This window comes from Geothrix sp. 21YS21S-2, from assembly GCF_030846775.1.
In the GTDB taxonomy this organism is placed as follows: Bacteria; Acidobacteriota; Holophagae; order Holophagales; family Holophagaceae; genus Mesoterricola.
The window spans coordinates 987,670-1,011,113 of record NZ_CP132910.1; the positions used below are offsets into that span (position 1 = coordinate 987,670).

At 70.5% G+C, this 23,444-nt stretch carries 14 protein-coding genes; 10 read left to right on the top strand and 4 right to left on the bottom strand.

Annotated elements, in window-relative coordinates; all coding sequences use genetic code 11:
• Nucleotides 1-129: 129 nt before the first annotated feature.
• The 3 genes from RAH40_RS04515 to RAH40_RS04525 form a co-directional block, all read right to left on the bottom strand.
• On the bottom strand, nt 130-3,030 hold the full coding sequence (locus RAH40_RS04515; RefSeq protein WP_306600888.1) for a PocR ligand-binding domain-containing protein: 2,901 nt from the start codon (nt 3,028-3,030) through the stop codon (nt 130-132).
• 109 nt (nt 3,031-3,139) lie between these two features.
• Nucleotides 3,140-3,823 carry an FKBP-type peptidyl-prolyl cis-trans isomerase gene (locus RAH40_RS04520; RefSeq protein WP_306600889.1) on the bottom strand — a complete coding sequence of 228 codons (684 nt, stop codon included), beginning with the start codon at nt 3,821-3,823 and terminating at the stop codon, nt 3,140-3,142.
• 79 nt (nt 3,824-3,902) lie between these two features.
• Entirely contained in the window at nt 3,903-7,418 is a 3,516-nt protein-coding gene (locus tag RAH40_RS04525; RefSeq protein ID WP_306600890.1) for a multicopper oxidase domain-containing protein, read from the bottom strand.
• Nucleotides 7,419-7,749: 331 nt separating this feature from the next.
• On the opposite strand from RAH40_RS04525, the gene RAH40_RS04530 reads away from it, so the two are divergent.
• The 10 genes from RAH40_RS04530 to RAH40_RS04575 all read left to right on the top strand — a co-directional run bounded on the left by RAH40_RS04530 (nt 7,750) and on the right by RAH40_RS04575 (nt 19,265).
• Complete coding sequence (locus RAH40_RS04530; protein WP_306600891.1) at nt 7,750-8,457, top strand: response regulator transcription factor; 708 nt, start codon at nt 7,750-7,752, stop codon at nt 8,455-8,457.
• Between the two features lie 104 nt (nt 8,458-8,561).
• Nucleotides 8,562-10,178: an ABC transporter substrate-binding protein gene (locus tag RAH40_RS04535; RefSeq protein WP_306600892.1), complete on the top strand. Its 1,617-nt coding sequence runs from the start codon at nt 8,562-8,564 to the stop codon at nt 10,176-10,178.
• Nucleotides 10,179-10,199: 21 nt separating this feature from the next.
• Nucleotides 10,200-10,601: a FixH family protein gene (locus RAH40_RS04540; RefSeq protein WP_306600893.1), complete on the top strand. Its 402-nt coding sequence runs from the start codon at nt 10,200-10,202 to the stop codon at nt 10,599-10,601.
• Nucleotides 10,602-10,611: 10 nt separating this feature from the next.
• Nucleotides 10,612-11,226 (top strand): hypothetical protein, encoded by a 615-nt coding sequence (locus RAH40_RS04545; RefSeq protein WP_306600894.1) that lies wholly within the window; start codon nt 10,612-10,614, stop codon nt 11,224-11,226.
• A complete protein-coding gene (locus RAH40_RS04550) occupies nt 11,223-12,407 on the top strand; it encodes an ABC transporter permease (RefSeq protein ID WP_306600895.1) in 1,185 nt (394 codons plus the stop codon). The genes RAH40_RS04545 and RAH40_RS04550 overlap by 4 nt, the downstream gene beginning before the upstream one ends.
• Nucleotides 12,404-13,093, top strand: coding sequence for an ABC transporter ATP-binding protein (locus tag RAH40_RS04555; protein ID WP_306600896.1), 690 nt, complete (start codon nt 12,404-12,406; stop codon nt 13,091-13,093). The genes RAH40_RS04550 and RAH40_RS04555 overlap by 4 nt, the downstream gene beginning before the upstream one ends.
• Before the next feature lie 138 nt (nt 13,094-13,231).
• Nucleotides 13,232-17,194: a hypothetical protein gene (locus RAH40_RS04560; protein WP_306600897.1), complete on the top strand. Its 3,963-nt coding sequence runs from the start codon at nt 13,232-13,234 to the stop codon at nt 17,192-17,194.
• A gap of 20 nt (nt 17,195-17,214) precedes the next feature.
• A complete protein-coding gene (locus RAH40_RS04565) occupies nt 17,215-17,568 on the top strand; it encodes a cytochrome c (RefSeq protein WP_306600898.1) in 354 nt (117 codons plus the stop codon).
• Between the two features lie 8 nt (nt 17,569-17,576).
• Entirely contained in the window at nt 17,577-18,359 is a 783-nt protein-coding gene (locus RAH40_RS04570) for a DUF5777 family beta-barrel protein (protein ID WP_306600899.1), read from the top strand.
• A gap of 3 nt (nt 18,360-18,362) precedes the next feature.
• Nucleotides 18,363-19,265, top strand: a complete 903-nt coding sequence (locus RAH40_RS04575) for a DUF2231 domain-containing protein (RefSeq protein ID WP_306600900.1) — start codon at nt 18,363-18,365, stop codon at nt 19,263-19,265.
• A gap of 8 nt (nt 19,266-19,273) precedes the next feature.
• On the opposite strand, the gene RAH40_RS04580 is transcribed toward RAH40_RS04575, so the two are convergent.
• Nucleotides 19,274-23,143, bottom strand: coding sequence for a PAS domain S-box protein (locus tag RAH40_RS04580; protein WP_306600901.1), 3,870 nt, complete (start codon nt 23,141-23,143; stop codon nt 19,274-19,276).
• Nucleotides 23,144-23,444 lie beyond the last annotated feature (301 nt).

The window sequence follows — 23,444 nt, forward strand, 5'->3', positions numbered from 1 at the left end:
TGGACCCGGGAAGGCGCCGGCAACGAAATTCATGGAGATTGTTTTCCCCATGGTAGGCCTGCCGGTAAGCACTTTCAAGGAAGGAGATGGAAACACAGGGGGTTAGCATGCGACCGACCAACCGGCAACTCAGGTGACCCATGTGCCTTCAGGCTCGAGCTTGCAGGCCCGGATCGCACGGATCAGGTGGCCGGAGGGTCCGCCCTTGGTGAGGTACCCGGCGGCGCCCGCTTCGCGCATGGCGCTGGCCGCGCTGGGCTCGTTGCTCATGGACAGGCCGAGGATCTTCGTGGCGGGCATCTCCCGGTGGAGGATCCGCGTCAGGACGAGGCCGTCCATCACGGGCATGGTGAGATCGGTCACCACCACGTCGGGTTTCAGCTGGCGGGCCAGGTCCAGCCCCTGCTGGCCATCCTGGGCCTCCCCGACCACCTCCAGGTCCGGATCGATCTGGAGCAGGCTGAGCAGGCCCTCCCGCATGATCCGGTGGTCGTCCACCAGCAGGATCCGGATCCGGGAGCCCTGGGCCCCGGCCGGCTCCGCGACGGCCCCTGCCGGCGGGGATGCCGGCACGGGAGCGGCGGGGCGCTCGCCGGCCCCGTCATCCTCCGGGGCCAGGAGGGTGACCCGCACCCCTTGATCGGGATGGCTCTCGATCTCCACCCGGCCCCCCAGGCAGCCCAGGCGCTGACGGATGTTGAAGAGCCCGAAGGAGCCATCCGTCCGGGATGCCGTGATGCCGGGCGGGAAGCCGCGCCCCCGGTCCTCCACGGTGATCCGGATCCAGCCCCCCTCCAGGCGGTCGAGGGTCAGCCAGGCCTCCTTGCCGCCGGAATGCTTGACCGCGTTCAGGAGCAGTTCCCGCACCGACTGGAAGAGCAGGAAGCGGACCGTTTCCGACCTGGGTTCGATGGGGCTGCCGGCACGGACGTGGACCCGGAAAAGGCTGGATTCCTCCGTTCGCTGGGCCAGCCAGACCAGCGCGGGCACCAGCCCCGCCTGGGAGAGCACGGGCGGGCAGAGTTCCACCGCCAGGGATCGGGAGGCGGCCAGGGCCTCCTGGAGGATCGAATCCACCACCTGGACCCGCGCCGGAAGACCGGCCTTCTTCTCCCCCGGCACCAGGGTGAGCTGCAACCGGGCGGCTACGAGGAACTGCTGAAGGTGATCGTGGAGGATGTCCGCGAGGTGCTTGCGCTCGCGCTGTTCGGTGCCGGCCAGTTCGGCCACCAGCGCCCTCAGTTCGGAGGCCAGCTGCTCCGACTCCCCGGTGCGTTCGCTGACCCTCCGCTCCAGCTCCTCGTTCAGGTGGCGCAGCGCCTCCTCGGCGCGAAGGCGGGACGTGGTCTCGAACAGGGACCACACAAGTCCGGCCACCTGCCCACCCGGGTCCTTCACCGGCGCGAGGGTCCAGTCCCAGAAGGTCGTTCCGGGCGCCGCGGACTCCCGGAACCGGATGGGCTGGTCCCGGGCTTCCCGCGTTTCCCCGGCCTCCAGGGCCCCCTGGAAGGCCAAGGCGTTCACCGGGTCGGGGTGGAGGTCGAAGTGGTTCAGGCCGACCAGTTCCTCCGGGCGGCAGCCGCAGCGGGCGGCGTAGGCGGAGTTGACCCGAAGGTACCGGAAGTCGCGGTCGAGATAGGCCAGCAGGGAATTCGGCGCTCCGTCCATGACCGCCTGGAGCAGATCGCGCTCGACCTGGAGGGTGGCCTCGGCTTCCTTGCGGGCGCTGATGTCCTGGAAGGCTCCGAACACCTTCACGGTCCTGCCGTTCACCTGGACGGGGCGGCTGGTGGCGTGGACCCAGATCTTGCGCCCCTTGGCGGTGATCAGTTCCAGCTCCAGGCTGAAGGACTCGAACAGTTCGATGGACCTGCGCACCGCCTCCCGCACCTTGGGCAGCGACTCCGGGGCGTAGAAGGAGAGCGCGGACTCCACCGTGGGCGTGAATTCCCCGGGGCTCGTTTCGTGGATCCGGTAGGTCTCCTCGGTCCAATGAAGGGTGTTGGCGATCAGATCGATCTCCCAGCCGCCCACCCGGGCCAGAGCCTGGGATTCCCGGAGCAGGGCATGGAGGCGGGCCACCTCCGCATTGGCCTCCTTCCGGCGGGTGATGTCCTTGAACGTGGAATAGGTCTGGAAGGCGACGGCTTCCCCGGGACGGAAAAGGGGGACGGAGCTGACATTGAGCCAGACGATGGCCCCCGAACCGGGATCGAGCAGGCCCATGGTCACGTCGTTGACGGGCCGCCCCGTGCGCCGGGCCAGGAAGGACGGGCGCTCCCCCGTGGGGAATTCGCTGAAGTCCTCGCGGATGAACCGCCACAGGGGGTTGATCCCGGTCGTGCCCTGCATGTCCTCCAGGGAGCGACCGAGGATTCGCTGGGCCGCCTCGTTGGCCGATAGGACGAAGCCCGTGGTGTCCTGGTAGACGATCCCCATCTGGGCCGTGTCGAACAGGGCCCGGTGGCGCGTCTCCGACTGCATCTGCCCCAGGTTCAAGGTCGTGACGAGCCCGGCGAGTTCCAGGAGGAAGTCCAGGTGGCGCCGGACCGCGTCCCTGCTGAACCGCGGCACCTGCCCGGCCGCGGCCAGGTAGTCCTCCGCGTCGAAGCCCCATGTCCCGGCGCGGGCGCGGAAGTCCTGGAGGCCGGCCTCCTCGTCGTCATACAGGAACTGGCCGGTGTACAGGCTCCCGATCTGGACCTCCCCGGCGTACAGGGGCGTCACCACGTCCCAGAGGCCGTTGCCGCATTTTTCGGCCACCCGCTCTCCGCGCGCGGCCCCCTGGACCAGGCGGAGCCTGCAGTCGCCGCAGAGGGCTGCCGTGCCGGGGTGGACCTTGTGGAACCGGAGGCACACGTCCTGCCCGCCGGTTTCGACCACGACCCGGCCCTCGAGGTCGAGGACGGCGGCCACCGCCCCGGTGAGGGCGCGGAAGCGCTCCAGCAGGGCACGCAGGGCCGGCACGTCCAGGATGGCCTGGATCGGCGGAATCACCGGGTCGGCCTTCCATGGCGAGGACAGGTTCATGGCCGCGCTCCGGGGGCGGGGTGAGGGGTGAGAGACGAACAGGATGCCCGGAGTGGAGGGCCCCGTCCAGAGGGGACCGTCCGCTCCGGGCCGTCCTGCGCTCAAGTCATCAATTGCGGATGCCCAGCAGCTCCAGCTCAAAGCAGAGGGTCGCGTAGGGCTGGATCCTGGGCAGCGCGCCCTTCTCGCCGTAGGCTAGAGCGTAAGGAACCCAGATCTGCCACTTGGAGCCGACCGGCATGCGCTGCAGGGCTTCGCGGAGACCGGGAACGGTCTGTTTGAGCCCCAGGCTGGCGGGCTCCCCCCGGCGGAGGGTGTTGTCGAATTCCGTACCGTCGAGGAGCAGGCCCCGGTAGTTGCAGGACACGACGTCCCCCTCCGAAGGCAGGGGCCCCTTCCCTTCCGCGAGGACCTTGTACTGCACCCCGCTGGCCAGGGCGACGACGCCGGGTTCGCCCTGGTTCCTGGCGAGGAAGGCCTCCCCTTCGCTGCGGTTCCGGTTGGCCACCATCTGGAGGGGCCGGGCCCGCTGCAGCTTGATTTCGGTCTGGAGGGCGTTGAGGGCCGCCTGGAGTTCCTTCTCCGTCAGTTTGAGTCCGCCGGACGCGTAGGCGTCCTGCAGCCCCTGGAGGAGGGCCTGGATGTCCAGTTCGGCGCCCTGGCGCCGGAGGGCCTTGCCCATGTCCACGCCGGCCGCGTAGCTCTGCTTCTCCTTGTCCGAGGCCAGCTCCTGCGCGCCCAGGGAGGACAGCAGGAGACCGGAGACCAGGAGCGCAACCCATCGTGACGACATTTCTCCTCCTCGGGGCGGGGCGTAGGGAACGCCTGCGGGGCGGGCCGGAGCCCTCCCCGCAGGTCACTGCACGTCAGGTTCAGGGGGTGACGACCGGCGCGGGGGCGGCGTTCACCCAGGCGGAGTTTCCGGCAGCGTTCACCGCCTGGACACGGTAGTAGTACCGGGCCCCGCGGGGCAGGCCGTTCTGCACGAAGCTGGTGATGTTGCCTGCGACGCTGTAGTTGTTCAGGCCCGTCGTGAAGGTGGCGTTGGTCGCGCGCTGGATGTTGAAGGCGGTGTTGTTGGTGGAGTTGTCGACCCACGTGAGGGTGACCCGGTCGCTGTTGTTGGTGACCCGGACCGCGGCGGCGGCGACGCGGGTGGGCGCGGCCGGCGCAGCCAGGAGGACGGACACGGGACCCGCGAAGGCCGAGGAGCCGGCCCCGTTGGTGGAGGCGATCCGGTAGGCGTAGGTGTTGCCGGTGGACACGCTGACATCCGTGAAGGCGGTCGCGTTGGCCGCGGTGACGACCAGCAGGGTGAAGGCGCCGCCGTTGACCGACCGCTGGATGGTGAAGCCGGTTTCATTGTTGGAGTTGTCGGTCCAGGTGATGCGGATGGACCGGGCCGTCTGGATGGCCGCGGCCGGGTTCGTGGGCGCCGCGGGAGGCAGCGGCATGTTCGAAGCCACGGCCGCCGTGTAGGCGGAACTGGCCATGGCATTGGGGAAGCCCACCACGCCGCTGCCCACCAGGTTGTTGGCCATCACGCGGTAGTAGTAGACCGTGGAGGTGTTGCCGATGACGTCGGTGTAGGTGGTCACGTTGCCCAGGCTGATGGTGGTGGTGCCCACCGCGAGGAAGAGGGGATCGGTGGACTTCTGGATGGTGAACCCGGTGGCGTTCAAGGCGCTGTTGACCCACTTCAGGACGACGGACTTGGAGCGGCCCGAGCCCGTGATGGCGGCGGTGAGGGCGGTGGGCGCGTCCGGCGTCAGGGCGACGGACATGGGCCGCATCATGTCGTTCTCCTCGTGGCCCAGGAGGTGGCAGTGCCAGGTGTACTCGGCGCCGAAGTTCGCCACCTTGTTGGCGATGGTGACGGGGTTGTTGTTGGGGTCCACGCCCAGGAAGCTGGTGGAGCTGCCGATGGGAATCGTGGGATCCAGGGGCCGGATGTTGTTGGGCATCTTGAAGTTGACGGCCGGGGACTTGGCGTGGAGGGCGACGACGATGTCCTCCAGGGGGTTCATCTTGACCGTTTCCTTCCAGCCGATCTCTTCCGGATAGGGCGGCTTGATGGCGCCGTCCCAGCCGACGCGGTTGACCACCTGGACGTTGAAGAGGTGGAAGTGGATCGCGTGGGTGTCCACGCCGTTGTGGGTGATCTTCCAGAGCTGGACGGTGTTGTCGGGGAAGACCTCCGTGACGGGATCGGCGAACCCGAAGGGGATCGTGGTCTGGATGGTGGCGGTGGTGAAGGGCACTTCCACGCCCAGCGTGGCGTTCATGCGGCCGAAGGGATCGAAGAGCTCCTGGATGGCCTTGGGCTGCAGGGGATACACGACCCCGTTGATGTTCATGCTGGTGTCGGAGATGCGGGCGTAGGTGTTGGCCGGCACGATGGGGGCGTCCTCGGTGGCGTAGGCCGCGGCCATGGGCGCCGCCAGGGTGGCGGGATCCAGGACCGTCGCGGCGCCGTTGGCGTCGACCCGGATCTGCATGATGGTCCGGGTGTTGGGGCCGTAGCCCGGCAGGGTCGGCGGGGCGCCGCCCTGGCTGGTCATATCGGGCCCGCCGGTGTAGAAGTCGTACCGGGGATCGCCCGCAGGCACGGGAGCCGGGGCGTCGTTGTAGAGGATGATGGTCTTCCCGGCGTACTGGGAGAAGTCCACGATCACGTCGGCGCGCTCGGCGGGGCCGAGGAAGAGCGTGTGCTCCAGGGTGTTCAGCACGGTGACGCTGCGCTTGTTGTTCTCGTAGCCGATGGGCGTGTTGGGGAGCACCACGGGCGCGGGGGCGATGCCGCCCTCGGAACCGATGTGGATGAAGGAGGGGCCCATCAGGCTGGGGCTGGGATCGGGCACGCCGCCGAACCGGTTGTCCAGGATGTTGGGGGTCATGCCGACGGTGTCGTTGGCGGTCCAGGTGGCGGGCCAGGTCGTCCCCGGATCCAGGGCGCCGGCGGCGACCCCGGTGCCCTTGACGGCCGGGATCATCTTGACCTCGGTGAGTCCGCCGGGTCCCGTCACGGAGGGATCGGCCACGTACATCTGGAGGTTGAGGTACCGGTCGTTGCAGCCGTTGAGGATGCGGAACCGGTAGGCCGTGGGCTTGGCGCTCATGTAGGGATAGGCGGTGCCGTTGATGACCGGCGTGTCCATGAAGGCCTCGGGCACGATGGACGTGGCCGGGGGCACCATGGACGGGAACACGGGCCAGAACCATGCGCCGTAGTCCCAGCGGCCCAGGGGGTTGGCGCCGGAGAGGTCGTTGGGGTTCTGGTTCGGCATGTAGACGTGGGGGAACCAGAGGCTGCCCTTGGTCTGGCCCCAGGGACCGGAGGCCCAGAGCGGGTCGACCACGGTGGTGGCGGGGCTGGCGGTGCCGGTGAAGCCGGCGGGAACCGTGCCGTCGCTCACGAAGGTCTTGTCCTGGATGATGAGGGGCACTTCCCCGCCGGGCGCGAAGGCGTTCAGGGCCCGCTCGGTGGGATCCACCAGGAGGTAGCCCGCGGCCGCGCCGCCGTATACGTTCAGGCGGGTGATGCCCATGGCGTGGTCATGGTAGAACATGAGCCGGCCGGACTGCCCATTGGGCCAGAAGAAGGTGGCGGAACCGTTGGCGGGCACCGGCATGTCGGGGACGTTCTGCTGGCTGGCGCCCTTCAGGAGGGAACCGGCCTCCCCGGCGGGGGTGATCCACTGGTGGGCCGTGCCGTCGCTGATCCAGGGGTTGTCGCCGCCGTGGAGGTGGAGCGTGGCGCGGGTTTGGGGATAGTTGGTGCCGTCGGGACCCATGCCGGCGCCCATGACCGTGACGTCCGTGGGGATGAAGAGGTTGCCGGTCGCGCCGGTGGGGAGCAGGTTGTCGAAGGTGACGCGGGTGGGCACGCCCTTGGTGGCCACGATGGTGGGGCCCAGGTAGCTGGGGTTGTCGATGCCGAACTTGCCGCCTGGCAGCGGGACATGCTTGCTCACCATGGCGGGGGTCATGGCGGCCATGGCGGCGAGGGTGCCCGGGGTCTCCACCTGCACGTAGCCGCGCAGCCTGGTGGGGCCCAGGTCGGAGTGCATCTGCTCGGAGTACTCCACCAGGGCGATCTCGTAGCTGGCGGTGCCGGCGAAGGTGGTCAGGTCGGCCACGGCCACGGGGATGTACTGGCCGAGGTTGTTCGCGCCGGCCGCCGTGAGGCCCGGCAGCGAGTCGACGAACTTCCTGAGGATGGGGCTGTAGGCGAAGTTGGGCTTGGTGTAGTCCACGCCGGTGGCGAGCGGGGGCGGGGCGACGTACTGCGCGTAGAGCAGCGGCGTGGACCCCAGGCAGAGGAGGGCCGAGATCGTGACCGTTCGCGTGAGGCGGGCAGGCTTGGCCTTGGCTTGGTATTTGTTCATGGGAGTTCTCCGTGAAGGAAGCAGGTGGGCTTGGCACGATCAAGGGGGGGAGCCGGGGGTGGGGTTATCTCATAGGCCTCCAGGTCCGCGGATGCGCGCCCGGACGCGCTCCCAGGTTCGTTCCGCATTCGGATCGGCGATGGACATCCGGGTGGTCCCTTTCTCATGGGCAGGTTTTCGCATGCCAAAAGGTAGGCCGGGCCCCGGACGGCCACTATGGGGGGATCCCCCCATATGGGGACGGGAAAGCATGTAATTGGGTGCCCCGGTATGGAAATGGCGCGGGGCCGGGACTACCTTGCCTGCACGACACCCCCCTGGAGGCCCTCCCTTGATCAACCCTAGGAAGCACCGCCTGGTACTCGCCGAAGACCACACCCTTCTCCGGGACGGCCTCCGCTCGATCCTGGAATCCCGGACCGGCTACGAGATCGTCGGGGAAGCCGGGGACGGCCGCGAAGCGATCCGCCTGGTCGCCGAGCTGGAGCCCGACCTGGTGATCCTGGACCTGTCCATGCCCCGCACCAACGGTCTCGAAGCCCTCCGTGAGATCAAGCGGATCCGGGAGCAGACCTGCGTCCTCATCCTGACCGCCCACACCGGCGAGGACTGGGTCTTCGAGGCCATCAAGTCCGGAGCCAACGGCTACCTCCTGAAGGATGGCAGCGCCGCCGAACTCCTGGAGGCGGTGGCGAGCCTCCTCCGGGGGGAGCGCTTCCTCAGCCCCGGGATCGCCACCACGGTGGTCGCCGCCTTCCTGCGCCTGCAGCAGCCCGCCCCCCGGCGCACGCCCTACGAGGACCTCACCCAGCGCGAACGGGAGGTGCTCAAGCTCGTGGCCGAGGGCTACCGCACCCGGGACATCGCCGCCTACCTGTGCATCAGCCCCAAGACCGTGGAGAAGCACCGGGGCAGCCTGATGAAGCGCCTCATGATCCACAACGTGTCCGCCCTGACGGCCTTCGCCATCGAGAAGGGGCTCGTCTCCGCGGCCCGTCCTCTCCCCGGCCCCGCCGAAGGGTCCGGAAGGCCCGACTAGATACGGATTTTCCCCGGGCCAGTATGGGGGAAAACCCCCATGGGCGCCGGGGGGTGGATCACCTACCTTGCTGGGTATCCGATTCCCCGGAAAGCGAGGCCCCCGTGAACACCCGAATCCTGAACGGACTCCTGCTGGCGGCGCTCCTGGCGGGGCCCGTCCCCGCCGCGGAGCCCCGGCGGCCCCTGGACCTGGGAGAGCGAATGTACCGGGACGGCCTCCTTCCTTCGGGCCAGCCTCTCCAGGCCGTGATGAAGGCCGGCACCCGGGTCCCGGGGACGGCGTTCGCCTGCGCGGGCTGCCACGGCCGCAGCGGCATCCCGCCCATGCAGGAGGACGGCGTGCGCGTGCGCGCCATCAACGGCCGGACCCTGTTCCAGCCCCTGTACCTCCACTTCACCGGCCTCACGCAGGAGGAGCGGGAGGCCCTCGTCCCCGCGCGGTTCAAGACCGCGCCCCTCAGGCCCGCCTACACGGAACGCTCCCTGATGGACGCCCTCGTCAAGGGCGTGGACCCCTCCGGACGCGAGCTGGGCCCCGCCATGCCCCGCTACCGGGCCTCCGATGCGGATCTGGCGCCCCTGGTCCAGTATCTCGGCCGGCTCTCCTCCGCGTTCGCGCCCGGCGTCACGGACAAAAGCGTCACCTTCGCCACGGTCGTGACCGAGGAGGTGCCCGCCGCGGACCGCGCCGCCATGACCGGCGCCATCGAGCGATCGCTGCGCTCCCACAGCAACCTGCGCCCCAACCCCCGGCAGAAGATGGGCCAGATGCTCAACATGCAGCTCATGGGCATCGGCTTCCGGGAATGGAGGCTGGCCACCTGGGTCCTGAAGGGCGAGCCCGCCACCTGGCAAGCCCAGCTGGAGGCCTTCTACGCCCAGGAACCCGTGTTCGCGCTCCTGGGCGGCATCTCCACCCGGACCTGGGAGCCGGTGCACCGGTTCTGCGAGGACCTCCGGCTGCCCTGCGTCCTGCCCATCACCGACCAGCCCGGCCTGGAGGGTTCCTACACCTTCTACTACACCAGGGGCTACCACCAGGAGGGCGCGTCCGCGGCCCGGTTCCTGGCGCAGGCGCCCCCCGCCCGGGTCGTCCAGATCCTGGGGCCGGGATCCGAGGCCGCCCTCCTGGCCAAGGGCTTCGAGGAGGCCTGGGCGGGCCGGACCCCCGTGCAGTCCATCCCCTGGAACCCCTCCCGCCCGGTCAAGGCCGACAAGGACACCGCCCTCCTGATGTGGACCGGCCCCGACGCGTACCGGGCCCTGGAGGCGATGGCCAGGACCTCCCCGCCCCAGGTGTTCATGTCCTCCACCCTCCTGGCCGAGCGGCTCTGGGACCTGCCGGAAGCGGCCCGGGGCTTCACCCGGGTGGTGTACCCCTACCGCCAGCCCGGCCCGAAGACCCTGCCGCCCCGCATGGGCGCGCGGGTGGGGGCCGTCGTGGACAAGCCCTTCCAGGCCAATGACCGGCGCATCGCCTCCCGCATGGAGGACGCCATGAAGGTGCTGTCGGAGGCGCTGGCCCGCATGGAGCGGAACTACTACCGGGACTACCTCCTGGACACCCTGGACGCCGCCCCCGCCGCCGACGCGACCGACTACGACCTGCTGAACTTCTCCCCGGGCCTGCGCCACCTGTCCGAGGGCTGCCACGTCGTGCGCCTCCAGCCCGGTCCCGCGCGCGGATTCGATCCCAACGAAACCTGGGGCCTCTACTAGCCCCCCCTCCCTGGAGCCCCCATGAACCTCCTCGCCCCGGCCCTCGTCGCTCTGCTCGCCGGAGTCCCCGCCCCGTCGGACTACGTCCGCCTCGCCAGGCCCGGCGACCGGATCCCGCTGGACGCCGAGACCTCCTTCGTCTACGGCTTCACCAAGGCGCCCAAGCTGGGGACCGCCACCCTGCGGGTGGAGATCCTCCGCCGCGACGGCACCAGGGACACCTCCTTCACCGTGCGGGGCGACGCCGACATGCCCTCCATGCGGGGCGCGCACAGCACGGGCAGCAAGGCGTTCTCCGTGTCCTCCAAGGGCGTCTACCTGCTTCCCGTGAACCTGGTGATGCCCGGGGACTGGGAGGTCCGCCTGACCTTCGAGCGGGGCGGGAAGACCCTCCTGCGCGGCGCCTACCTCTTCGACATCTGAGGGAGCGCCCATGACCCGGACCTGGCCCCGCCTGGCGATCGCCCCGGTGCTGCTGACCCTGCCCGCGGCCGCGGCCATCACCTGCGACCTGAACAGTCCCGCCACCGACGTCCCCCGGCTGTTCCCGGGGGCCACCCGCTTCAAGACGACCTATTTCTCCGTGACCGGCCCGGACCTGCAGAAGGTCCTCCGCCGGCTCGGGGAGCCCAACCGCCCCCTCTACGAGCCCCTGGAGGTCCCCTACACCCTCTACGAGATCTTCAAGGGCGACGCCCGGGCCGGCTACATCCACGGCATCAACCAGAAGGGCCAGTTCGGCGTCATCCAGGTGTTCCTGGCCCTGGACCTCCAGGGCAGGGTCATCACCTTCTACATCCAGAAGATGACCGGCCCCCTCGCCCCGAAGCTGCGCGACCCGGCCTTCGCGGGGCAGTTCACGGCGCTGTCCCTGCGCGATTTCAGGACCTTCGACCCGGTCCTGGGCAAGGGCACGGGACGCCTGGCGAAGATCCGGAACCCCGTGCCGGGCATGGACACCGACTTCTTCGGCGTCCTCAGGGGCCTCTACAAGAACCTGGTCCTCATGGACGCCTGCTTCTATTCCCACGCGGGGGACCCGGCATGATCAGCCTCTTCCAGATCGCCTACAAGAACCTCTTCCGCAAGAAGGCCCGCAGCCTCCTCACCCTGGGCGGCATCGCCCTCTCCTCCTGGGTGCTGGTGAGCCTGCTGGGCTTCAACCACGGCTACGAGGAGGCCCTGAACCGGGACATCGGGAACCTCGGCTACCAGCTCATGGTCATGGCCAAGGGCTGCCCGTACGAGGCCGCGACCCTGATGCTCCAGGGCGGCGGCGGCCTGCGCTACATGGACCCCGCCCTGGTGGAGACCGTGCGCCGGGAACCCGAGGTCGAAGGCATCACCCCCATCCTCATGCAGGCCTACTTCGACCCCAACAAGGGCGAGAACGGCGGCATCGCCGGGTACTTCGGCGTGGATCCCGCGACCTTCCCCGCCATGAAGCCCTTCCTCCGCTTCGAGCGCGGCGCCTGGTTCAGCGACAACGACGCCGAGGAGGTGGTCATGGGCCACGAGGCCGCGGAGCTGGAACAGCGCAGCGTCGGGGACCTGACCCTCGTGCCCGAGAAGAACGTCCCCCTGAAGGTCGTGGGCATCCTGGAACGCACCGGCACCCAGGACGACGGCACCATCTTCCTGCCCCTGGGCCGCCTCCAGAAGATCGCCGGCACCCCCAGCATCACCACCATCGGCATCCGCACCCGCCCCGGCATGGACCTGGCCGCCCTGGAGGCCAGGCTCTACCGGCTCCCCGACGTGCAGGTGGTGAGCTTCACCCAGGTGCGGCAGACGATCCTGAAGCTCATCGCCACGGCGCGGGTGATGGTGCTGTCCATCGCCCTCATCGCCACCCTCATCGCCATGATCGGCGTGGTGAACACCATCCTCATGTCCGTGCTGGAGCGCCTGCAGGAGATCGGGATCCTCAAGACCATGGGGGCCATGCCCCTGGACGTGTTCCTGCTGGTGTGGACGGAGACCCTGATCCTCTGCACCTGCGGGGCCCTGGCCGGCGTCGCGGCGGCCCTGGGCCTCGCCCGCGTCACGGATGGCCTGGCGCGCCAGGTGCTCCCCTATGCCCCCCGGGGCGGCCTGGTGGACATCGACGCACGCCAGGTCCTGCTGACGGTGGCCATCATCGTATCCGTCGGTCTGCTCAGCGGTTTGTACCCGGCCTGGAAGGCCGGCCGCGTCAAGCCCCTGGACACCATTCGAGGTGAATCATGACGAGCACCACCGTTCTCGAGGCAAGGGGCCTGACCCGCGTGTACCGGAGGGGCAGCGAGGACATCAGGGCCGTGGACGACGTCTCCCTGGCGATCCGGGCCGGGGAGGTGGTCGCCGTCACCGGCCCGTCCGGGTCCGGCAAGACCACCCTCATCAACCTGCTCGGCTGCCTCGACAACCCCACCAGCGGCGAACTCGAGCTCGCCGGCAGGCGGATGCACGGGGAAGGCCGGCCCCTGGCCGAAACCGAACTCACGCGGGTCCGGCGGGCGGTCTTCGGCTACATCTTCCAGAACTTCCACCTGATTCCCACCCTGACGGTGCGGGAGAACGTGGCGGTCCCCCTGGCCTTCTGCCCCCGGCCGGATGGCGCCGGAGACGTGGACCGGCTGCTGGGGATCCTGGGGCTGGAAGGCCGGCGGAACCACCTCCCGAGGGAGATCTCGGGCGGGGAGATGCAGCGGGTGGCCATCGCCAGGGCGCTGGTGAACCGGCCGAAGATCCTCCTGGCCGACGAGCCCACGGGGAGCCTCGATTCCCGGCGGATGGAGGAGATCGGGGAGACCCTGAAGTGCCTCAACCGGGTGGAGGGGCTGACGATCATCATGGTCACCCACGATGCCCAGCTGGCCAGGATCGCGGACCGGTGCCTGGAGATCCGGGATGGCCGGGTGCACGCCGCGTAGCCCGGCGAGGGGCGTTCCTTCCGGGAGGGGAAATACAGCATCCCCCCCCGGGAGAATGGGGGATTCCCCCCATAGGCAGGCCCCTGCCGGTTTTTAAACTGGGGCGTCGACACATTTCCCGACCGGAGGCCCGTGGCCATGCCAGTCCGATCCAGAGGTGGAGAATCCAGGCCCCGGCCCGTCCTGCGGGCCCTGGCCCTCCTGCTGTGCCTGGCCATCCTGGCGGGCTGCGGCGGCGGAGGGAAGCCCCCGGCGGGCGGCTACCATCCCGCCGGATGGCTCACGGCCCATCCGGCCCAGGCCCTGGCGGGCCTCGATCACTGCAGGACCTGCCACGAAACGACCGTCCTCAAGGCAGGCAGCGGCATTCCCGGCTGCATGACCTCCGCCTGCCACCATGGGACCCTGCCCGGTTTCGGCCTCCCGGCCGCCCACGGCGTGCGGGCCAAGGCCGCCCAGGACGCCACCGGCGGCGGGCTCGTGTCCTGCCAGGCCTGCCACGGTGCGGACTTCGGCGGAGGCGGCTCGGCGGTCTCCTGCAAGAGCTGCCATGGGGTCGCCGCCCCCCATCCCCCCAGGCCCTGGAACGGCCTGGCCACCCACAGCACGACGGACCCCTCCAACGCGGCGGTGTGCGCCCGGTGCCACTTCGCGGGGGCCCCGGCCAACCCCGCCGGCCACCCCGCCCAGCCCGCCCCGGCGGGCACGGTGCCCACCTGCTACAACAACACGCTCTGCCATGGGGCCAACACCGCCAGCCACCCGGTGCCCTTCCTGGGGCCCCTGCACGCCGGCGCGACCCAGGCCGCCTTCACCGCCGGCTGTGCCACCTGCCACGCCCTCGACGGCGCGTCGCCCGTGGCCTCCGCCCCGCAGTGCTCCGCCTGCCACCAGGCGGGCTCGCCCCTCACCCGGACCGGGTGCGCGTCGTGCCATGGGAAACCGCCCGCGGGCAGCGCCTTCCCGGATGTGAAGGGGGCCCACGCCAGGCACGACGCCCTGGGCGGGGTGACGGGGACCTGCACGCCCTGCCACACGTCGTACGACGCCGGTTCCCTGGCCCACTACAACCGCGGCAACGCGAGGCCCGGCCTGGATTCCCTGCGGGTGCCCCCCGGGGCCGTGCAGGTCCCGGCGGCCTTCAACGCCAAGGCCGGCCCGGCCGCCTTCGACCGAGCCGCCCTCACCTGCTCCAACGTCAGCTGCCACGGCGGCGCGATCACCCCGGCCTGGGGCACGGGCACCCTCGACAGCGCCTCGGACGCGGGCTGCCGCCAGTGCCACGCCGCGGGCGGGGCCGAGAGCAACGCGGCGGCGACGCCCCTCCATGCCTTCCACCTGGGGGCCCCGGTGGGCGCCCTGTGCACCGACTGCCATGCCATGGCCAACGGCACGCCCGGCGCCCTCAACCACTTCGCGCACCTGGACACGCCGCAGATGGAGGGTCCCGCCGGCGACACCATCCAATACGCCGGGAACCGCTCCGTCTACAACGCCGCGAACAGGTCCTGCACCCTCACCTGCCACGGGTACCAGCACGCGGGGTCCACCTGGGCCAGCCCCGCGGGCACCTACCATGCCACAGGCTGGCTGGCGGTCCACCCGGGCCAGGCCCTCGCCCCCCAGGCCACCTGCACCGTCTGCCACGCCATGACCGTGCCTGCGGCGCCCAGCGCCATCCCCAGCTGCATGACGGCGGCCTGCCACCATGGCACCATCACCGGGTACAACCTGGCGGCCACGCACGGCCCGCGGGCCAAGGCCCTCCAGGGCCCGGGGGGCGGCGGGCTCCGGTCCTGCCAGGCCTGCCATGGGCCGACCTTCGCCGGCGGCGCCTCCACCGTGTCCTGCCAGAGTTGCCACGGCGTTCCCGCCCCCCATGCGCCCAGGCCCTGGAACGACGCCGCCGGGCTCACCCACAGCACCACCGATCCCTCCAACGCCGCCGTGTGCGCACAGTGCCACCTGGCGGGCTCTTCCAGCAACCCCCCGGGCCACCCGGCCCAGCCCGCCCCGGCGGGAACCGTGCCCACCTGCTTCAACAACACGATGTGCCACGGTCCCGAGGACGCCCCCCACCCCCTGGGCGCCGGGTGGCGGGACGCCACCAGCACCGCCTTCCACGGCCTCGCGGCCAAGAAGGACCTCCTGGCCTGCCAGGCCTGCCACGGCATCCCGGGAACCCCCGGGTTCGCCGGAGGCTCCGCGCCCACGTCCTGCGCGGCCTGCCACGCCGCCGCCTCCTCCCACTCCACCACCTGGGCCCCCGCGCCGGTGGAGACCTTCCCCGGCTACGTGCCCTCCCACCGGGACGCCCAGAACCGGGACAACGCCTGCCCCGTGTGCCATGACTACGCCAAGGGCCGGACCGCCCCCCTTCCAGCGGCCCCGAGCTGCTTCGCCAGCGCCGCAGGCGCCGTGGCCTGCCACGCCGCCGGCCCCGGCCAGCCCAACCACGCCGTCCCCTTCCTGGGCGCGCTCCACACCGGCGCCACCCCGGCCAGCTTCGCCTCCGACTGCGGCACCTGCCACGTCGTGACGGGAACGCCGCCCCTGGCCTCGGCCCCCGCCTGCGTCCTCTGCCACCAGGCCGGCTCGCCCCTGGCTCTGGCCGCCTGCGCCTCCTGCCACGGCAAGCCCCCGGCGGGCGGCGCCTTCCCGGACCTGGCGGGGTCCCACGCCAAGCACGACGCCCTGGCGCGCGTGACGGGGCTCTGCTCCACCTGCCACGACACCTTCGACGCGGGCTCCCAGGCGCACTATGACCGCGGCAACGCCCGGCCCGGACTGAACACCCTGCGGGTGCCCCCCGCTCCGGTGCGGCTGCTGGCCACCTTCAACGCCAAGGCGGGCGCGGCGGCCATGAACGCGAGCAACCTCACCTGCTCGAACGTCAGCTGCCACGGGGGCGTGACCACCCCGGCCTGGGGCACGGGCACCATCGCTGCCACCACGGACGGCGGCTGCCGCCAGTGCCACCAGGTGGGCTCCGCCCAGGCCACCCCGGAGAACAACGCCGCCTGGTCCGGTCTCCACGGCTTCCACCTCGCGTCCGTCGTCGGCGCCCTGTGCACCGACTGCCACAGCATGACCGGCGGCACCGCGGGCGCCGCCAACCACTTCGCGCACCTTGACACGCCGCAGATGGAAGGCCCCGCCGGCGACACCATCCTGCTGCCGGGAAGCTCCGCCAACGCCTACGACGCCGCCAACCGCACCTGCACCGTCACCTGCCACGGCCACGCGCACGCCGCCTCGAGCTGGAACGGCGGCCCCTCCCACCCGGTGCCCTACCTGGGCACGGGCCACACCGGCGCCAATTCCCAGGCCGCCTTCGCCTCCGGCTGCGCCTCCTGCCACGGGGTCACGGGCGCCTCCCCCCTGTCCACCGCACCCCTGTGCACCGTGTGCCACCAGGCGGGGTCGCCCCTCGCGGTGGCCAACTGCGCCTCCTGCCACGCCCGGCCGCCGGCGGGCGCGGCCTTCCCGGATCTCCCCGGCAGGCATGCCAAGCACAACGCCCTGCCTTCCGTCACCGGCCAGTGCGGCTCCTGCCACACCAACTACGACGCCGGCACCCTGAACCACTACACCCACGCCAACGCCCGCCCCGGCGCCGACGCGCTCAGGGTGCCGCCCGCGCCCACCGGCTTCTCCGCGACCTACAACGCCAAGGCCGGCGCCGCGTCCTTCAGCCCCACCGCCTACACCTGCACCAGCGTGAGCTGCCACGGCGCCCTGGCGGCCCCCAGCTGGCAGACCGGGACGCTGGATTCCACCGGGGCCACCGGCGACGCGGGCTGCCGCGCCTGTCACGCCCGCGGCACGTCCCTTGGCGTTCCGGAGAACAACAGCTACTACTCAGGCCACCACGGCACGCACCTGGGCTCCGAGGTCAGCGCCAAGTGCACCGACTGCCATGGAATGGCCAACGGGACCCCCGGAGCCCTTGCCCACTTCACGAGGCTCGACACGCCTCAGATGGAGGGCCCGGCCAGCGACACCATCCAGTACCTCGGCAGCCGGACCGTCTACAACGCCACCAGCAGGACCTGCACCCTCACCTGCCACGGCGAGAACCACACCAACCGCGGCTGGTAGGCCGTATTCCAGGAGGCATCATGCTCATCGCCCGCATCGCCCTCATCGCCTTCGCAACCTTCCAGACCCTTTCCGCCCAGCCGAAGAAGGAGGCCCCCCCCTTCGGGGGCGACTACCCCAAGTACTGGCTGGACGTGTGCGCCCGCTGCCACGGCGTGAACGGCAACGGCCGCGACAACGCCGGCCAGCAGCTGCCCGACAACGGCTTCGATTTCACCGACAGCCGCAAGGCGGGCCGCAAGAAGGATTCCGACTGGGTCCGCATCACCCTGGAAGGCAAGGAGAAGATGCCGGCCTTCAAGGGCAAGATGACCCCCGAGCAGGCCCAGAAGATGATCACCGACATCATCCGTCCCTTCGGCGCCAGGCGCTAGGAGCACCCATGACCCCGCGCCTGCGAACCGCCGCCCTGTGCCTGGCCTCGGGCCTCCTCTTCGGCGAGTCCTCCGAGTACCCCCTGGGGGTCAACCTGCCCACGGGCGACATGATGCAGTTCTGGGACCTGGGGATCGCCTTCACCCACCGCTTCTCCACGCCCGCCTCCGGCCACGGCAGGGACGCCTACGGCCTGGACGGCTACGCCTACCCGGGCTTCGGCGTGGACTTCGGATTCAAGCCCGTCAAGGGCCTCAACGTGATCCTCTACCGCACGGCGGACAACAAGACCTTCACGTTCGCCCTCCAGCAGCGGCTCCTCAACGCCGACTTCGTGCGCATGGCCCTCCGGGCCGAGCGGTTCGACGAGGTGGTCAGGCGCGACGAGACGCCCCTCGGCACCGTGGGCCTCACCGGCGCCGCCTGCCAGCTGCCCACGGAAGTCTTCCTCGGGGACTTCGGGACCCTGACGGTGGTTCCCACCTGGCTGAGCCGCACCACCACCCGGAAGAAGGCCGTCTTCACGGCGGGAGCGGGACTGCGCATCGATTTCACCGACAAGCTGGGCTTCGTGGCCGAGTACTACCCGCGCCCCTCGAAGATCGACAAGGCCTTCAAGCCGGGCTACGCCGCGGGCTTCACCTACAAGACCTTCAAGCACCGGTTCACCCTGGTGGGCACCACCACCTCGGGCACCACGGCCAACCAGGTCCTGTCCGGGGACTACGGCGGGGGCGCGCGCTCCACCGGCCAGTGGGCCCTGGGGTTCAACGTGGAAAGGACCTTCTGAGCCATGACGGGCCCCATCGAGCTGTTCTCCAGGGAGCATCCCGCCTTCGTCCACGTACCGCTGGGCCTGGTGGTGTGCCTGCCTTTCATGATCGCGGCCGCCTACCGGTCCCGGTACCCCCAGACCTGGCGGCGCATGGCCCTCCGGGTGGCCCTGGTGGCCCTCGGCGGAGGCCTCCTGACCATGGCCAGCGGACTCTACTGGGGCCGGCTGCTCAACCTGATCCCCGCCGGAAGGCTCCTGCCGGTCGTCTCCTCCCAGGGCCAGGCGCTCCAGCGGACCCTGCGGTCCCACGAGGTGAACGCCCTGGCCGGAGCCGTCCTCGGCATCCTGTGCGTGCTGCTCCTGCGCAGGGCCTGCCGGGAGCCCGGGGATGCCCGCTGGACCGGAGCCTGCCTCCTGGGGACGGTCCTGTGGGCCGGGACGTGGGGGTACGTGGGCAAGCAGGGGGGCGTGATGGTCTTCGGCGACGCCGAGACCAACAAGGCCGCCGCGGAGGCCATCAACGCGAAGAAGAACGACGCCGAGGCGGAACTCCCCCTCCGGGCCCTGGACTATGCCAGCCTGGAGCCGCTGCAGGCGGCGCCCTTCCGCAGCAGGGCCCACGGGGGCCGGGAGGCCCGCTCCTGGGTCACCGCCTCGGGCAGCGACGCGCTGGCCGCCGGAAGGCCGCTTCCCGTCGGGGCCTACGCCGTCCTGACCACGTGGACCCTGGGCCTTCCCGGTCCCCTCCACATGCGCGAGGCCAAGGCCGACGGCACCCAGGCCTTCGCCCTCTACTGGCCCCGCGTGCCCGAGGGCGAGCGCGCGGCTTTCGGGGGGGAGGATTCGGTCTACTGGCGGAGCCCCCACCCGGCCCTGGAAGCCTGCGCCGGCTGCCATGCCGCGGGGAAGGCGCGGCCCTGATCCGGCCTTCAGGCGGGGCCGGGGGAGCCCTGGGTCTCCCGTATGGCCCTCAACAGGTCTGAAGTCGGTCCCCGCAGGGCACCCCCGGACGCCTCCGCATGGGACGAGAACCCGATGATGCGGATCCCTTGGCTTTCCCGCCAGAGGGTGCGCGCCAGATCCGCCCCGACCGGCCCCGCCGCGCCGGCATCCACCACCACCACATCCGGCTTGAGCCTTCGCACCAGGTCCCGCGCCTCCTCCCCGTCCTTCGCCACCCCCACCACGTCCAGGTCGTCCTCCTCAGCCAGGAGGTCCTCCAGCACCCCGCGCTGCGCGGGATGGCCCCCCACCAGGAGGATGGCGATCCGCGCACCCTGGCCCCCGGCGCCCTCGGCCAGCGGCACCTTCGCCTCGTTCCGGGCGTAGATCGTCGTGCGGGTGCCCTCGCCGGGGCCGCCCACGATCTCCATGCGGCCGCCCACGTGGGCGAGCCGCTGCTGGATGTTGAACAGGCCGAAGCCCCCCCGGCCCAGGGCCAGCGGGGCCGGGTCGATGCCGCGGCCCTGGTCGGCCACCACCAGCTTCAGCCATCCGCCGCCTTCCCGGGTGAGCGTGACCCTGGCCTCCTTCACCCCGGAGTGCTTCGCGGAGTTCAGCACGAGTTCCCGCACCGAATTGAACAGGAGGAGCTTCAGGGATTCCTCCGCCGGCTCGGTGCCGGGATCCGCCTGGATGTCCACCCGGAAGCCCGACTGCGCGGCCAGGCGCTGGGCGAGCCAGGTGAGCGCGGCCAGGAGGCCGCCCTGCTGGAGGATGGGCGGGCACAGCTCCACCGCCAGGGAGCGGGACGCCTCGATGGCCTCCCGCAGGATGGCGTCCACCTCCCCGAAGCGGGCGGGAATGTCCTCACCTCCCGAGAGCTGGATCAGCTCCACCTTCATCCTGGCGGCCACCAGAAGCTGCTGGAGGTGGTCGTGGAGGACCAGGGCCAGGCGCTGGCGCTCGCGCTGCTCGGCCTGGGTGAGCTCCAGGGCCAGCGCGCGCAGGCGGCTGACCAGCCCCTGGACCTCGGCCGTTCGTTCGGCCACGCGGCGTTCCAGGTCCTCGTTGGAAAGGCGGAGGACCTCCTTGTTCTTCTTCTTCTCGAGTGCGATGGCCAGGTGGGTGGAGAGGGCGTTGATGAGGGCCAGGTCCCCCTCGTTGAAGGCCTCCCTTTCGGCGCCGAAGGCGAGGGTGCCGAAGATCCGTCCGTCGCTGCCCAGAAGGGAGCGGCAGGCGAAGGCCTTGATCCCGTATTCGGAGGCGAGCTGGGCGGGCGGGCAGAAACCCGGGCCGCACGGGACGGGCGCGTCCTCCCGGGCGTCGCACGCGCAGTCCGGCGCCCTGGAGCAGGCGGCCTCGAAGCTCGCCGAATCCTCCGGGCGCAGGCCGCTGCTGGAGTAGAGGCGCAGGTCACCTGCCGGTCCGGCGAGAAGGTTCAGGAAGACCTGGCAGTCCAGCGCCACCATGCATTGCCGGGCCAGGGACTCCATGAGGGCTTCGGGATCCTCCTGGTGGAGAAGGGCGGCCATGGCGGCGGCGAGGGTCTCCAGACGGTGGTGGTTCCGGCGCAGGGTCTCCTCCGAGCGCTTGGCCTGGGTGATGTCCCGGGTGAAGCTGCCGACGCCCGACACCTGGCCGAGCTTGTCGAGCACCGGGTAGAACGAGTGATGGAAGGAGATGCCGTCCCTTTCATCCTCGAATCCCATGGGCTCGCGGGTGGCGACGACCCGCGCCAGGACGGCCCTCCGCGCGGCGGCGACGTCCGGGGGGACGAACTCGTCCATCAACCTGCCCACCAGTTCCTCCTGGGAGCGCCCCACCCTCAGGGCCGCGGTGGGATTGGCCAGGACGACCCGCCCCTCGGGGCTGAAGAGCCATATGGATTCCGTCGTCGCCGCCATGAAGGCCTGCATTCTCGCCGCCGTCTGGAGGAGTTCCCCCTCCATGCGCTTGCGCTCGGAGATGTCCCGGATGACGCTCAGGATCCGCTCCTGGCCTTCGAGGGTGATGCTCCGGGCATTCACCTCCACCTGGACCTGCGTGCCGTCCTTGCGCCGGTGGACGGTCTCGAACAGGGTGCCGTGGTTCCGGGCCTCGAGGATCTGCCGGCGGACGATCCCGGGTTCGTCCACCCGCAGATCCTGGATGGAGAGCGCCACAAGCTCGTCGTGGGCATAGCCGTAGAAATCCACGGCGGCCTGGTTGGCCTCCTCCACCCGGCCCTCCACATCCACCAGGATGAGGGGATCCCGGGCGTGCCTGGCGATGAGGTGGTAGCGCTCGGCCACCGCCTGGGCCTTCCGGCGGGCGGTGACGTCCCGCAGGGCCACCATGCGCCGGGCCTGGCCCTCGAACATGAACGGCCTGGAGGTCGCCTCCAGGTCGAGGACGGTGCCGTCCCCCCGGAGGGCACTGAGCTCGCCCATCCGGCCATCCCCCTCCAGGACGGCGTCCAGGGCCCCGGCCCGGTCCGGCCCCGGCAGGATCGCATCGAGCTCCGCTTCCAGGATCGCCTCCTTGTCCCGGCCCAGCATCCTGCAGAAGCGGTCGTTGGCATCCACGATCCGCCGCCCGTCCAGGATGGCGATGCCCTCGGAGGTGGCCTCGGCCAGGAGGCGGAAGCGGGTCTCCCGGTCCCGGAGCGCCTCCGCGGCGGCCGCGCGTTCGGCCGCGACCTGGGCCCGGGTCTCGGCCTGGGAGGCCCGGGCCCGGGCCTTGAGCATCGACCCCACCACGGACGTGATCAGGCAGCTGCCCACCAGGAACACCAGGAGCTCGGCGCGCTGGGCGGGGTCGTTGTCCACGAGGCTGCCGGGGGTGATCAGGTACCAGTCCACCACGAAGCCGGAGAGCAGGGTGGCCAGGAGGCCGCCCCGCAGGCCCCCCGCCAAGGCCGCGAGCAGGACGGCCGGATAGAAGGTGATGAACGGGTGGCTGGCCTCCAGCCCCGACAGGAAGAGGGCCCGGAACCCCCAGGCCGCCGCCACGATGAGAAGCACCACCAGGGGCCAGAACCGTTCCATGCGGCGCAGGAGGAGGAAGGCGCGCCCGGCCTGCGGAGCGGGCCCGCCCCGGCCCAGGGCGGCCAGGACGAGGTAGGCTCCGCCCAGGAACTGGGCCCAGTGCCCGGTCCAGCCCAGGAGGCCGCCGGGAACCGGGTCGAGGGTCAGGCCCAAGGCGCCCAGCGCGAACAGGGCAAGGGCCGCGGCGTAGAAACGGCCGAAGACGGACGGGGCCCGGCGGTCCCGGACGGCCTGGATCCCGGCAGCGGCCAGCAGTGCGGCAAGGGTGGAGACGGCCATTCCGGAACCCAGCCCGGCGGGGCCCCAGGCCGGAACCCGGAGGCCCAGCCACCCCCCCAGGGCCAGGGTCGCCACCCCCGCCACCGCCAGCCAGACCCGGGGCGACCGCGGGGACGCGCCGGGCCGGGCCAGGAGGAGCACCGCCGCCAGGTGGCAATGGGAGGCGGCCCAGAGGCACACCGCCTGGAGGCGTTCCACGCCCGGGCCTTCCCCGAAGTCTGGACGGGACGCGAGGATCGCCCAGGCGCCTTGCATCAGGGCCCCGCCCATCAGGAGGAGAAGCCCCGGTTCCCCCGAGCGCAGGTACAGGCGGCCCAGGCGATGGATCACCAGCGCCGACGTGAGGATCAGGAACAGGAAGTTGAGATGCAGAAAGAGGAAAGCCGAACCGTAGGGCGTGCGGAGTTCCGCCCGCAGCAGGACCAGTTCCGCGGCGAGGATGAGGGGAATGGGCAGCCATGCCAGGGTCGCGAGCCGCCCCGGACCGGAGCCCGGAATGCCCGGGCCCTTCCGTGGGGCCGGCCCTGGGAATGGACCCGCATCCGTGGTCAAGAAACCTCCTGAAAAGTACCGGTGTGCACAAGGCGGATCGATGGCTATCTATAATGTTCGGATTTCCAGAAATGCAACATGAATTCCAATGTGATTGGCAACACATGATGCGTTTGGGATGAATCAGGCGAGCGGGCGACTGCCAGGCATCAGGATTGAGTCTGCATTTCAGGCTTGATTATCAAATTGATTAATCTTTGGCGATATGAACTCTTCTTCCTTCAATTGGAAATCGAATCCAGGTTCGATTCTCGCAAACAGGCTCAAACAAATTGACTGATCATAATAATGCGACATAAAT